The organism is Pseudalkalibacillus berkeleyi (genome assembly GCF_021608225.1).
Classification (GTDB): domain Bacteria; phylum Bacillota; class Bacilli; order Bacillales; family Fictibacillaceae; genus Pseudalkalibacillus; species Pseudalkalibacillus berkeleyi.
Genome location: NZ_JAKIJS010000001.1, coordinates 2648939 through 2662810, shown reverse-complemented (window position 1 = coordinate 2662810; position 13872 = coordinate 2648939). Strand labels below are relative to the sequence as shown.

General features: G+C 32.7%; 11 protein-coding genes. All 11 read left to right on the top strand.

The genetic code is table 11. From position 1 onward, the window contains the following. Positions 1-5 precede the first annotated feature (5 nt). Positions 6-1823 (top strand): polysaccharide biosynthesis protein, encoded by a 1818-nt coding sequence (locus tag L2716_RS13915; RefSeq protein ID WP_236337014.1) that lies wholly within the window; start codon positions 6-8, stop codon positions 1821-1823. Between the two features lie 158 nt (positions 1824-1981). Beyond that, positions 1982-3112 (top strand): DegT/DnrJ/EryC1/StrS family aminotransferase, encoded by a 1131-nt coding sequence (locus tag L2716_RS13910; RefSeq protein WP_236337011.1) that lies wholly within the window; start codon positions 1982-1984, stop codon positions 3110-3112. Then, complete coding sequence (locus L2716_RS13905) at positions 3112-3759, top strand: sugar transferase (RefSeq protein WP_268963992.1); 648 nt, start codon at positions 3112-3114, stop codon at positions 3757-3759. The genes L2716_RS13910 and L2716_RS13905 overlap by 1 nt, the downstream gene beginning before the upstream one ends. A gap of 2 nt (positions 3760-3761) precedes the next feature. Continuing rightward, the gene (locus L2716_RS13900; RefSeq protein WP_236336994.1) at positions 3762-4400 is read left to right on the top strand and encodes an acetyltransferase; all 639 of its coding nucleotides are present in this window, start codon (positions 3762-3764) and stop codon (positions 4398-4400) included. 147 nt (positions 4401-4547) lie between these two features. Further along, complete coding sequence (locus tag L2716_RS13895) at positions 4548-5810, top strand: glycosyltransferase family 4 protein (protein ID WP_236336992.1); 1263 nt, start codon at positions 4548-4550, stop codon at positions 5808-5810. A 21-nt stretch (positions 5811-5831) separates the two neighbouring features. Further along, positions 5832-7700: a heparinase II/III domain-containing protein gene (locus L2716_RS13890; RefSeq protein ID WP_236336991.1), complete on the top strand. Its 1869-nt coding sequence runs from the start codon at positions 5832-5834 to the stop codon at positions 7698-7700. A gap of 28 nt (positions 7701-7728) precedes the next feature. Continuing rightward, positions 7729-8949 carry a nucleotide sugar dehydrogenase gene (locus L2716_RS13885; protein WP_236336989.1) on the top strand — a complete coding sequence of 407 codons (1221 nt, stop codon included), beginning with the start codon at positions 7729-7731 and terminating at the stop codon, positions 8947-8949. A gap of 32 nt (positions 8950-8981) precedes the next feature. Further along, positions 8982-10061 carry a non-hydrolyzing UDP-N-acetylglucosamine 2-epimerase gene (gene wecB / locus L2716_RS13880; protein WP_408005327.1) on the top strand — a complete coding sequence of 360 codons (1080 nt, stop codon included), beginning with the start codon at positions 8982-8984 and terminating at the stop codon, positions 10059-10061. An 82-nt stretch (positions 10062-10143) separates the two neighbouring features. Beyond that, positions 10144-11199 (top strand): glycosyltransferase family protein, encoded by a 1056-nt coding sequence (locus L2716_RS13875; protein ID WP_236336972.1) that lies wholly within the window; start codon positions 10144-10146, stop codon positions 11197-11199. A gap of 40 nt (positions 11200-11239) precedes the next feature. After that, a complete protein-coding gene (locus L2716_RS13870; protein ID WP_236336970.1) occupies positions 11240-12604 on the top strand; it encodes a hypothetical protein in 1365 nt (454 codons plus the stop codon). Between the two features lie 14 nt (positions 12605-12618). Continuing rightward, positions 12619-13845: a hypothetical protein gene (locus tag L2716_RS13865; RefSeq protein WP_236336961.1), complete on the top strand. Its 1227-nt coding sequence runs from the start codon at positions 12619-12621 to the stop codon at positions 13843-13845. The last annotated feature ends 27 nt before the right edge of the window (positions 13846-13872 follow it).

The window sequence follows — 13872 nt, the reverse complement described above, 5'->3', positions numbered from 1 at the left end:
AATGAGTGACGTATAAGAAAAGGATTTCATTCTTAATCTTTATCGATTCTATTATTGTCTTAACAGCGATTTACGCTAGTAGTTACCTCTTAAACTACCATCAAATCCTACTTTCCACCTCTATACTAGCTAGTTCATTCATTTTATTAATTGGACATCATATTTTTTCCTACTATTACAAGTTGTATAAGCGAGTATGGCAGTATGCGAGTATCGGAGAACTGATTATTATCTTTAAGACGGTTACATTCTCTGTGCTAGGAGCAGGACTTGCCCAAATGATCTTTATTCAAGACATTTATTTTAGAGCGCTGGTCATTACCTGGATGTTACATATGCTCTTAATGGGCGGGTCAAGATTTATTTGGCGCGTATATAGAGATACATACATGAATCCAAACAATAAACAAAACCGAACGTTAATCATTGGCGCGGGTTCTGCCGGTACGATGGTGTTACGTCAATTAAAGCAAAATAACCTGACAGAACTATACCCAGTTGCATTTGTAGATGACGATGTAAGAAAACAACAACTTGAAATATTAGGTGTACCGGTTGCTGGAACAACAGTAAATATAAAGGATATCGTTGAACAATTAGAAGTAGATCATATTATTATCGCTATCCCATCATTAAAGAAATCTGAATTGAATCGCATTTATCAGGAATGTTTGAAGACGAACATAAAGACACAAATACTACCTAAAATTGAAGACCTCATGCTTGGGAATGTTTCAATTAACCAATTCCGAGATGTGAAAGTGGAAGATCTATTAGGACGTGATCCGGTAGAACTGGACATTCAAAGCATCTCCAAAGAATTGACAGGTCAAACGATCCTTGTGACGGGAGCTGGTGGTTCGATTGGATCTGAGATTTGTCGCCAAGTTTGTAAGTTCACACCGAAAAAGGTCCTATTACTTGGTCATGGGGAAAACTCCATTTATCAAATCGATATGGAGTTGCGACAAAAGTACGGTGAGCAAATTAAAATCATCCCAATTATTGCGGATATTCAGGATCGTGATAGAATTTTTGAGGTGATGAATGTACATCAACCAGATGTCATTTATCATGCAGCTGCCCATAAGCACGTTCCATTAATGGAATATAATCCGAAAGAAGCTGTAAAAAATAATGTGCTAGGTACTAAAAATGTAGCCGAAGCTGCGGACGAATTCAGAGTAAAAACGTTTGTGCTCGTCTCTTCTGATAAGGCTGTTAACCCTACGAACGTAATGGGGTCAACGAAACGGATTGCTGAAATGATTATTCAAGAGTTAGATAAAAAGAGTCAAACGAACTTTGTAGCAGTCCGATTTGGAAACGTATTAGGTAGTCGTGGAAGTGTCATTCCATTATTTAAGAAACAAATCCAAGCAGGTGGACCGGTTACGGTAACCCATCCGGATATGACAAGATACTTTATGACGATACCAGAAGCATCTCGCCTTGTTATCCAAGCTGGGGCACTTGCTCGTGGAGGAGAAATCTTCGTGTTGGATATGGGTGAATCCGTTAAAATTGTCGATCTTGCTAAAAATTTGATCCAACTTTCAGGATATTCAGTGAATGAGATAGGATTGAATTATTCAGGTATTCGACCAGGTGAAAAGATGTACGAAGAGTTACTCGGAGAAGGGGAAGTACATCCAAAAGCGGTTTTCCCGAAAATCTTTATTGGAAAATCGGTTGATGTGGACTATGATAAAGTATCTTACTTGGTAGAAAATCACTTTAACCTTAATCAGGAAGAAATAGCGGAATATGTGTTGGATTTGGCAAATGAGAAAGAGTTTCTAGCAGTAAGTAATGCGAATTAATGAAACAACCCCCACCAGAACGAAGGTTGGTGGGGGTTGTTTTTGTGTGAATAAATACACTTAGTAATTTAGTAGTTGATATGGAAATACAATTAAATATTCCTGGTAAGTACTAAACTACTAAACCCTAAGTCTATCAATGGAAGGAAGACGTAAAGATGAAGCCAACAAAAGTAAACGAAAGAATATTTCTTTCATCACCACATATGAGTGTAGAAGGTTATGAATTGAAATTTGTACAAGAAGCTTTTGATACTAATTGGATTGCACCTCTTGGAGAAAATGTAAATGAATTTGAAAAGGAACTAGCTGCTAAAGTTGGTTCGAAAGAGGCTGCTGCTTTATCTTCTGGTACTGGAGCTATTCATTTGGCATTAAGAGCTGCTGGTGTTGGTGAGGGGGATATTGTTTTTTGTCCAACATTTACTTTCTCGGCAACGGCTAATCCAATTATCTACCAAAATGCGCTACCTGTTTTTATTGATAGTGATTATGAGACTTGGAACATGTGCCCTAATGCTTTGGCAAAAGCCTTCGAGAAGTATCCAGAAGTAAAAGCAGTTATTGTTGTTCACCTTTATGGTCTTTCTGCTGATATGGATAAGATTATGGAGATTTGTAAAAAACATGAAGTAACGGTTATAGAAGATGCAGCAGAGTCACTAGGTGGTTATTATAAAGGCCAACACACAGGGACATTTGGTGATTATGGCATCTTCTCCTTTAATGGGAACAAAATAATTACTACCTCTGGTGGTGGAATGCTAGTTTCTAATAATGAAGAGAAAGTTGCAAAAGTGAGGTTCTGGGCAACTCAGTCTAGAGATCAAGCAAGGCACTATCAGCATAGTGAACTGGGATTTAACTATCGAATGAGCAATGTTGTTGCTGGGATTGGTCGGGGACAACTTAAGGTTTTAGATCAGAGAGTAGAAAAGAAAAAATATATTTTTGAGTTTTATAAGCGCGAGCTTGGAGAGCTTGATGGTGTTGAGTTCATGCCTATTAATGATTGGGATAAGCCAAATTACTGGTTAAGTTCAATGACTTTAAAAGGAAAGGTTAGGCCGATTGATATTATGGCGGCTCTTGAAAAAGAAAACATTGAGTCAAGGCCAGTTTGGAAGCCAATGCATTTGCAGCCATTCTTTGAGAAGTATGATTTTATAGGAACAGATGTATCTGAAAGTTTATTTGAGAATGGTGTTTGTTTGCCGTCTGATACTAAGATGACGGATAAGGATTTGGAAAGAGTTGTGAAGACTATTAAAGGGTTGTGGTTAAAGTAATGAGACATTCTAAGGGTGGTATTTATAAAAGGTTTATAAAAAGACCAATGGACTTCCTTCTCTCTTTGGTCGCAATTATCACTCTAACTATCATTCCCGTTCTACCAATAGTTGCTATTCTCGTGAGAGTTAAGTTAGGGAGTCCTGTATTATTTAAGCAGGAACGACCTGGTCTGAATGAAAAAGTCTTTATGATGTACAAGTTTAGAACGATGACAGATGAAAGGGATGAGAAAGGGGGATTATTACCGGACAGTGTAAGATTAACAAAGTTTGGTAGATTACTTCGTTCTACATCTCTTGATGAACTACCTGAGCTCTTCAACATCTTAAAAGGTGATATGTCTATTATTGGTCCTAGACCATTATTGGTACAGTACCTGCCTCTTTATAATGAACATCAAAAGCGTCGCCATGAAGTGAGGCCTGGTTTATCAGGGTTATCACAGGTGAATGGTAGAAATGCAATCAGTTGGGAAGATAAATTTAATCTTGATGTGAAATATGTTGATAGCGTTAGTTTTATAGGAGACTGGGAAATTATCTTTCTAACAATAAAAAAGGTATTTGTTAGGGAAGGTATCAATTCTGAAAGTGCAGCAACAATGGAACCATTTAGAGGAAGTAAAAGATTGGGGGACAATTAATTATGAAAGATATAGTTATTATTGGAGCAGGTGGATTCGGAAGAGAAGTTGCATGGTTAATTGAAGAAATAAATAGAGTAAATAAGGAATGGAATATAGTTGGATTCGTTGATGATAATGAGAAAATACAAGGTACTGAAGTTAGCGGATATAAAGTTGTTGGGGACATTGAATGGTTAAAGGAACAAAAAGTTAATGTTGCTTGTGCAATTGGAGACCCTATTACTAAAAAGAAAACTATTGAAAGTTTAAATGGTAGTAAAATCTCTTTTCCTGTTTTAATACATCCTAGTGTGATTTACTCTGATAGAGTAGGGTTTGGAGCAGGTTCAATCATATGCGCGGCTAATATTTTAACTACTGATATTCAGATTGGAAACCATGTAATCATTAATTTAGATTGTACTATAGGACATGATGCTACTTTAGGTAATTATACAACAATACTACCAAGTGTTAATGTATCTGGGAATGTAGTTACCAAAGAATGTGTAAGTGTTGGAACAGGTTCGGCAATCATTCAGGGGGTAACCATTGGTGAGAATACCGTTGTAGGAGCAGGGGCAGTAGTAGTGAAGGAATTACCAGCTAATTGTACAGCTGTAGGGGCTCCGGCAAACCCTATAAAGTTTCATGAATAGTATTCCAGTACAAACTTCAAAAGAGTTCGGATACTGTTTGGGAAAATCATTTTCATTATAGAGTTACGGTTAATTGTATTTGGAACTTATTTTATAAAGCAGGGATAATATACAAATAAGTGTGATGTGCATTGGAGTGGACTAAGTTTGAAAAAGAAAAATATATGGTTATGGAATCACTATGCAACAGAAATGTATAAAAATCGTGGAGGACGTCATTATTGGTTTGCGGAAAACTTAATTAAACAAGGATATAACGTCACCGTGTTTTGTGCCAATACATTTCATAATAAACTAGAAAGTATAGATACGGAAAGGAACAAATATTCTACTGACATTATTGATGATATTCCTTTTGTGTTTGTAAAGACTTTCACCGCTATAGGGAATGGAATTGATAGAGTTAAAAACATGAGCTACTTTTATTTCAATTTATTTTCAGTAGCAAAAGAGTACGCAAAATTAAATGGAAAACCAGATGTCATCCTTGCTTCTAGTGTTCATCCATTAACTTTGGTTGCTGGAATACAGATAGCTAAAAAGTTTGGTGTTCCTTGCATTTGTGAGATTCGCGACCTTTGGCCAGAAGCTATATTTTCATTTAATAAAGCAAAAGAAAACAGTCTTTTAGGGAGAGGGCTCACTGCTGGCGAACAATGGATTTATAAAAAAGCAGATGCCCTAATTTTTACTAAAGAGGGTGACACTGACTATATTAAAGAAAAGAAATGGGATGTAGAACAAGGTGGAGATATTAACCTTGATAAATGTCACTATATTAATAATGGCGTTGACCTAGGAAGCTTCAAATTACTAGCTTCTAATAATGAAGTTGATGACACAGATTTAAACTCGGAAAAATTTAACGTAATTTATGTCGGAGCTATAAGACCAGTAAATAACGTAGGTAATCTTCTTGATGCCGCATCAATATTAAAAGAAAAAGAAGATCTCCAATTTTTAATTTATGGTGATGGTAATCAAAGGGAGATGCTAGAAAAAAGAGTTGTTGAGGAAAATTTGACTAATGTGAAGTTGAAAGGTTTTGTGAATAAACGTTTAATACCGAATATCCTCAGTAAATCATCGGTTAATATCCTTAATTATTCACAGACTCGGTATAATTGGGCTAGGGGAAATAGTTCAAATAAATTGTTTGAGTACATGGCATCAGGTAAGCCGATTATTTCCACAGTTAAGATGGGTTATTCAATTTTAGATAAATATAAATGTGGAATTGAACTTGAAAATAGTACACCTGAAGAGTTGGCTGGCGCAATTTTACAAATTAAACAGAGTTCGGAAGAGCAGTATAATTCATTGGCGCAAAATGCCAGAAAAGGTGCAGAAGATTTTGATTTTAAATATTTAACTAGTAAGTTGATTAATGTTATTGAAAGTGTTAAATAATCAAATAAATGAGGTATTGCAATGATCAAATCACTAATAACTGAATACGGATTGCCATGGCTTTTTAATCGTTCACTCTATTCAGCGAAGTTGAAAATGATGAGGGCAATACCAAACAGTGATAAGTTGTTTGAAAAAGAAGTCAATGTTAAAAGAGTTGATATACTTGACCTGAATGTAAGAGCGATCGATGAGTTTTTAGATAAAGTATCAAATGAAAAGAAAAAAGGTATTGTAACGATAGCTGATAATGCTTTAGTAGGTAAAGTTATGGGGTTTTCTTCCATGGAACTTGACTATGGAAACCCTATAAATTGGCATATAAACCCAATAACGAAAGTTGAGGTCAGTAAAAAGTTAAAATGGTATCAAATCCCTGACTTTGACCCTCTGCGTGGAGATATTAAAGTGATTTGGGAAGCGTCACGTTTCACACATTTTTTCTATTTTGCTAGAGCTTTTATGTTAACTAAGGATACAAAGTATTATGAAGGGTTTTCCCAACAGCTTAACAATTGGTTACAGAACAATAGATATCCGTTTGGATCACATTTCAAATGTGGTCAAGAGGCGACATTGCGGATGATAAATGCATTAATAGCTTTTGAAATTTTCAAGTCTAATAAATTAACAACGAAAAAAGATGAGTTAAACATAAAGAAGCTTATAGAGGGTAGTTATAAAAAAGTCTTATCTAATTTCTTCTATGCTCATAAATGCATAAAAAACAATCATACTCTTTCAGAAATAGTAGGTTTAATAATTGGAGCCTGGAGTTGCAATGATCAAAAACGATTAAAAAAAGCTTACGAATTACTAGATAAAGAGATTCAAATACAGTTTCTTCCTGATGGTGGTTATATTCAATATTCATTTAATTACCAAAGGTTTGCCCTTCAAATTATAGAGCTAGTGATGAAAATTAGCGAGAAAACGAAATTAACTATTTCAGATAGAAGTAAAAGTTTAATAAAGAAAAGTGTAACATTGATGTATCAAATGCAAGATAATTCAGGTGATGTACCTAATTATGGCTCAAATGATGGGGCATTGATATTCCCAGTAACTACTTGTGGGTATAGAGATTTTAGGGCGGTAATTAATACGATTTTTAGTCTGATTGATGGTAAGAGAGTTTATAAACCGGGAGATTATGATGAAGAACTACTCTGGTTTGGTGATAAAAAATTAGATGAAATACCGATATCCATAATTGAAAAGAAATCCTCCGCATTTAATGAATCAGGATTTTATTCGTTACGTACAGATACTGGCAATATAATGACAGTCCTACAAAATTTTAAAACTCGACCAGCACAGATGGATCAGTTCCATATAGACCTTTGGCATAAAGGCATAAATATCTTTTGCGATAGTGGGACATACTCCTATGCAACAGATATTGGAAAAGAAATGGCTTTAACAGCTGCTCACAATACAGTTAAGGTTGATGGAAAGGACCAAATGAAAAAGCGCGGTCCATTTCTTATTTACGAATGGACTAAACCCAGAAATATCATTGTAAATGATAATTTATTTAAGGGAAGAATGGTATCCAAAAACGGCTATGAACACTTGAGGCATATTGAAAAGAACGAGCAAGGGTTTATGATATTGGATGAAGTAATCGGTAAAGGAGAATATTGTAAATTTCTGTTCCATACCCCTTGTGAAGTGAAAATAATTGAAGGTGGATTTGAACTTTATGATAAAGGTAAGTTGAATTGTACCGTTACAATTAGTGAGTATGTAGGTGTGGAAATAGAGTTGAAAAAATCCTATAGAAGTCTATTTTACCTTAAAATAGAAGAAATAAATTGTGTGATTATTAGTAGTCCACTAAATGAAAAGAAATGCAATATGCAGTTTAACATTAGTTTGAAAAATTGAAGGCAATATTAGAAGGGGCGAATTCTAAATGATTAATATTATTGGTCTTGGTTATATAGGCTTACCTACAGCTCTTATGTTTGCTAAAAGTGGGGTTAAGGTAGTAGGAACCGATAACAATACTAAATTAGTAAATTCATTAACAGAAGGTATGCTTACTTTTGAAGAAGAGGGGTTAGAAGAACTGTTTCAAGAGGCACTTTCAAATGGAATTAAATTTACTACGGAATATCAAAATACACATACTTATATTCTTGCAGTTCCAACCCCTTATATTAAAGAAAGCAAAAAGCTTGATCCTAAATATGTAATCTCAGCCGTGAATAGTACCCTTGATGTTTGTGAAAAAGGTGCAATAGTAATTATAGAATCAACTATTTCTCCTGGAACAATAGATAAATATATACGCCCTGAGATAGAAAAAAGGGGTTTTGTAATTGGCGATGACATACATCTAGTACATGCTCCCGAAAGAATTATTCCAGGTAATATGATTTATGAACTTGAACACAATTCTAGAACTATTGGAGCGGATAACCTTGAAATTGGTGAGAAAGTTAAAGGCCTGTATTCAAGTTTATGTAAGGCAGAGATTGTTGTTACTGATATTAGATCAGCTGAAATGTCTAAGGTTGTGGAGAACACATATCGTGATATCAATATAGCATTTGCTAATGAGTTAGCTAAGATTTGTCGCACTGATAATATGGATGTTTATGAGATTATTAGAATTGCTAATATGCATCCACGGGTTAATATCCTACAACCTGGTCCAGGTGTCGGTGGGCATTGTATTTCAGTAGATCCGTGGTTTTTAGTTGGTGATTATCCAGACTTAACAAACTTGATTTTAACAGCACGTAAGATAAACGATTCTATGCCAAGACATGTTTTAGGACGTATTAGAGATATTATGAGGGAGCATAGGATTAAAGATATATCTAAAGTTGGTCTTTACGGATTAGCTTATAAAGAGAATGTTGACGATACAAGAGAGAGTCCAACACTTCAGCTATTAGAACGAATGGATGAACATTTAGCATTTGGAGTTAAGGTTTTTGATCCATTTGTTAAAGAAAGAATTGTAGACCATCAATTTATGAACTTTGAAGACTTTTTAAATGAGATAGAGGTTCTTGTTGTTATGGTAGGACACGAGCATATCAAAAACAACATGGATCTTATAAAGGATAAGCTAGTCCTAGATACTAAGAATATTTGTATATTTGATGGCTCCTATAAATTATAATGAAGATGGTGGGTAAATTGGGCAGGAAAGTAATGGTCGTTTTTGGAACTAGACCAGAGGCAATAAAAATGTGTCCATTGGTTAAAGAGCTAAAAACAAGAAAAAACATAGAAACTATTGTTTGTGTTACAGGTCAGCATAGAGAAATGTTAGATCAGGTATTGGGTGCTTTTAAGGTTGTTCCAGATATTGATCTTTCAATTATGAAACCGAAACAGACATTGTTTGATGTTACTATACATATTTTAGAAAAAATGAAAAGTGTATTAGAAGAAGTTAAACCAGATGTAGTCCTAGTTCATGGTGACACTTCCACAACATTTGTAACATCTTTAGCTTGTTTATACTTCCAAATTCCTGTTGGGCATGTTGAGGCTGGACTAAGAACATATAATATTTATTCGCCATATCCAGAAAAATTCAATCGGCAAGCAGTTGGGATTGTCGCAGCTTACCATTTTGCTCCAACAGAGATGTCAAAAAACAACTTAATTAATGAAGGTAAAAATTCAGATAATATTTATGTTACTGGTAATACTGCTATTGATGCTTTAAATACGACAGTTCGAAAAGACTATTTTCATGAGCATCTAGATTGGGCAGCGGATAGCAGACTAATTATGATTACAGCTCATAGAAGAGAAAATCTTGGTGAACAAATGAGAAATATGTTTAGAGCTATCAAAAGAATTGTCGATGAGCAGCCTGATATCAAGGCAATATATCCAATTCATATGAATCCGGTAGTTAGAGAAGCTGCTAACGAAATTTTAGGTGATTGTGAAAGGGTAAAAATAATTGAGCCTTTGGAAGTCTTGGATTTTCATAACTTTCTCTCAAGGTCTCATTTAATCTTGACCGACAGTGGAGGTATTCAAGAAGAAGCACCAAGCCTAGGTAAGCCTGTATTAGTTATGCGTGATACAACCGAGCGTCCTGAAGGTGTAACAGCTGGTACATTAAAATTAGTAGGAACGGATGAAGAAGTAATTTACAAGACTTTTAAAATGCTACTAGAAGATAAAGAAGAATATGTGAAGATGAGTCAGGCAAGTAATCCATATGGTGATGGTTCTGCAAGTAAACGGATAGCAGATGTATTGGAGAGATAATGTTGATTTTGAGGGCATTTAGGGTTGCTAAATGTTTCGTTTGGATATTGTTAATTATGAAGTGAAAGGTAAGTGATGCACTATGAAAATAGCACTGATTTGTCCATCAAATATGCTATATATGCCTTATGTAACCAATTATGAAAAAATATTAAAAAAATTAAATGTTGACTATACTATTATTAGTTGGAATAGGTTTAATATAGAAGAACATGTAGATGGGCTCATATACAAAGATAAAAAATTAGGACATCAAAGAAATTACTTGGATTATTTTAAATACAAAAACTTTGTTAAAGCGAAATTAAAAGAAACAAATTATGATAAAGTTATAGTATTTACTTTGCAATTAGGCTATTTTCTTAAAAATTACTTGATAAAGAATTATGAAGGAAAATATATTTTAGATATTAGAGACTACAATAAAATTTTTAAATTTTCTAATTTCAAAAAACTTATTGATTATTCAGCATTTACTGTAATATCATCTCCTGGCTATCAACAAAATTGGCTACCTGAAAGTGCAAAGTATGTCGTAAATCACAATAGTTCAGTAAGTAACTTAAATAGTTTAAGGCCGTTAAATATTGAAAAAGAAATACGGAAAATTAATATATCTACTATTGGTGTGATTAGACATTGGGATGTTAATGTTTGTTTAGTTAATAAACTAAACAATTTGAATGAGTTTAATGTCATTTTTCACGGAGAAGGAACAATAAATGAAAAACTTAAAAATTATGTAGAACAAAATAAAATAAATAATGTAAAAATTTATGGGCGTTATAAAAAGGAAGAAGAAGAACATTTGTATAAAAAGGCAACAATTATAAATACACTTCTGTATGATAATCATATAAACTGTAAAAGTCTTTTAACGAATAGATTATATAACTCAGCTTTATATGGCAAGCCAATGCTATCTTTGAAGGGTACCTACTTGGCAGAGCAAATCCAAAAATATAATTTAGGATTAGTGTTGAACTCTCTAGATGATGTAGCAGGTGAGATAAATAGATATTTAAAAGAGTTTAGTAAAATTGAGTACGAAAAAGGAAGAGTCTCTTTTTTTGAAAATGTTATAAAAGATAACGAGTATTTCATTGCTAAATTAAATAAATTCATAGGGAAGAAATAATTTAATTATGAAACTGAAACTAACAAAGGAAGACCATTTTATGAATAATGAAACATTCGAAAAACATGAAACGAAACAAGTATTTGCTTTATTAATAGTATTTTTTATAATGATGTCTTCTATTCTAACGTTCTCTTTTTCGGTATTCATAATGCAAATTATACTGGGATTTATAACTATACCTTTAATAATGAAAAAAAATTATAAAACTGCAAGGATATATACAATTATATTTGTAGTATCTATTTTTTTTGTATTCTTAGTTTATTTAGCTAATCAAATGAATTATGGTTCACCATATTATATAGGTGGATCAGATGACTTGATGTTCGAGCAAGAGGGATTAGATGTCCATAATGCAGGTATTTACAACCCATTTAAAATTTTAGAATTAAATATATTACCTAATTGGCATAATTCATCTTTTTTTGTAGTATATATTGCAGTTTTAATTAAATTTTCTAATTTATTTGGCGATTATACAACATTTTTACCCTTAATGATAAATGTATATTTTTTATTATGGATAACTATGTTATTTGAGTATTTTATTAGAAAGTATGCTAAATTTTCTGATTTAAAAACGAATCTATCGATTGCTGCGTTTGCTCTTACTCCTAATATTCAGTATATTAACTCACATGTTTTCAGGGATTCCTTTAACCTATTGCAAATATTCCTGATAATTTTCTTGGTTGACAAAATTTTAAGTAATAAGAATTATATAAGAAAAATATTTTTCGTTTTGATTTTAGCTCTCTTAGTTTATACAACGTATTTCACAAGGACAAATGCTCTAGTTTTTGCAGGAGCAATTTGCTTATTTATTTTTGTAGAGAAATTTAGGTTTAAAAAGAGCTATCTCATATTAATTGGTTTGCCAATAATATTGTTAAGTAATTTTCATGAATTCATAAAGCTTGATCGTTTTATTGAAGGATATAGCAACTATATTCTTAACCAAGCAGAAAATGGATTAAGTGCATTTATATTCGAGCAAACATTATTACCGTTTGGAATTTTTTTAAGAACGGTATATGCATTTATAACTCCTTTTCCCAACTTTTTAGGATTATTTAATAATACAAGCAGTGTTCTATATGATTTTGTTTTTTTGTTAATTTATATCGGGGTATTATTTCAAATTTTAGCGATACCTTTCATTATTAAGAGAATATTTAAGTTTGATTGGCTAGCAATATGCTTTTTGACTTTGTTTATGGGTGTAATAGCTACAACCTTTACGTTTAGGCATATCATGCTATATTACCCGTTTATGGTTGCTTTAGCGATAGATGCATATATCGAAACAAGTAAAAGGAGAAAAATCGGAGTTTTGTATGTTGGGGGATTTATTGGTTTTTCATTAGCATTAATATATATATCTATGAAATTATTATCTTAAGTTAGGGTGTTGATATGAAAGTACTATTTGTGTCAATGGTTGCATTTGAAAACAATACATCTGCAACTATTCAAAATAAAGGAATTGTAAAAGGGTTATTTGCCTTAGGGCATGATGTGGATATTATGACTTTAACACCAAATCAAAGTACAATTAGCTACGATAATACGATGAACGATATAAATTTTTTAATTAAAAACAGATATTATATAGATATGGATTCTAAATATGAGATGCTCATGGCCAAAAAAAATAAATCTAGTGGAACGTCTCCAAAACTAAATGAAAATAAAAATCCACTAATTTACATATTAAAAAAGGGCAGAAGTATAATAAAAGCTGTATATGACAATACATTTATTTTTGATGCCCAAAAAGTTAATGTTAAACAAGTTTCAAAAGTTAATATTGATTATAATGAGTATGATATTATTATTTCTGCTTCAGACCCTAAGTCATCGCACCTGTTAGTTGAAAGAATCTTCACGGAAAATAAGGGCTGTAAAGCTAAATGGATTCAATATTGGGGCGACCCATTTTTAAATGATATAACTAGAAAAAGTGACTGGAGAAACAGTTTAGTAAAATATTATGAAAATAGATTAATCGTAAAAGCCAATAAAGTGGTGTATGCATCACCTATAACATTAAATACGCAAAAAGAAACATTTCCAAAACAGGCTTATAAAATGACATATGCTTCTCAAGCATATGCCAATGAGCAGCAGCTTTTAAATAAAAATAAAGTTATAAAAAAGGATCAGCATATTACCATGGGATATTTTGGGGCATTCCACTCAAGAATACGTAACATCATTCCCTTATATAACACTGTAAGAGAATGTAATGATATTAAATTAAATATTTGTGGATCATCGGATCTAACATTAAGCAACACAAAAAATATATCTGTTGATGGGATGGTATCTTATAAGGAAGTTGTTGAAATGGAAGAAAACTCTGATATATTAGTTTGTATTTGTAATAGAAATGGCACTCAGATTCCTGGTAAGATCTATTATTGTACCAGCTATCAGAAACCGATTATAGTTATTTTGGACAGTGAGTTTAAAGACGAGTTAAGAGAATATTTTAAGAAATTCAATAGATTTATATTATGTGAAAATGAGGAAAAATCAATTAAAGATGCTATCGTAAAAGCAAGAAACCAACTAAAAACTGTAGATTATGGAATTTCTGAACTATTAACACCAGAGTATATGGTGAAAAAAATATTATAGACGAATATATATTAGAAATATATATAT

Bases quoted from the DNA above. Each gene is read 5' to 3' on its own strand.
- L2716_RS13875 (WP_236336972.1), top strand. From the start codon at position 10,144: ATGAAAATAGCACTGATTTGTCCATCAAATATGCTATATATGCCTTAT.
- L2716_RS13890 (WP_236336991.1), top strand. From the start codon at position 5,832: ATGATCAAATCACTAATAACTGAATACGGATTGCCATGGCTTTTTAAT.
- L2716_RS13900 (WP_236336994.1), top strand. From the start codon at position 3,762: ATGAAAGATATAGTTATTATTGGAGCAGGTGGATTCGGAAGAGAAGTT.
- L2716_RS13870 (WP_236336970.1), top strand. From the start codon at position 11,240: ATGAATAATGAAACATTCGAAAAACATGAAACGAAACAAGTATTTGCT.
- L2716_RS13910 (WP_236337011.1), top strand. From the start codon at position 1,982: ATGAAGCCAACAAAAGTAAACGAAAGAATATTTCTTTCATCACCACAT.
- L2716_RS13885 (WP_236336989.1), top strand. From the start codon at position 7,729: ATGATTAATATTATTGGTCTTGGTTATATAGGCTTACCTACAGCTCTT.
- wecB (WP_408005327.1), top strand. From the start codon at position 8,982: ATGGTCGTTTTTGGAACTAGACCAGAGGCAATAAAAATGTGTCCATTG.
- L2716_RS13865 (WP_236336961.1), top strand. From the start codon at position 12,619: ATGAAAGTACTATTTGTGTCAATGGTTGCATTTGAAAACAATACATCT.
- L2716_RS13905 (WP_268963992.1), top strand. From the start codon at position 3,112: ATGAGACATTCTAAGGGTGGTATTTATAAAAGGTTTATAAAAAGACCA.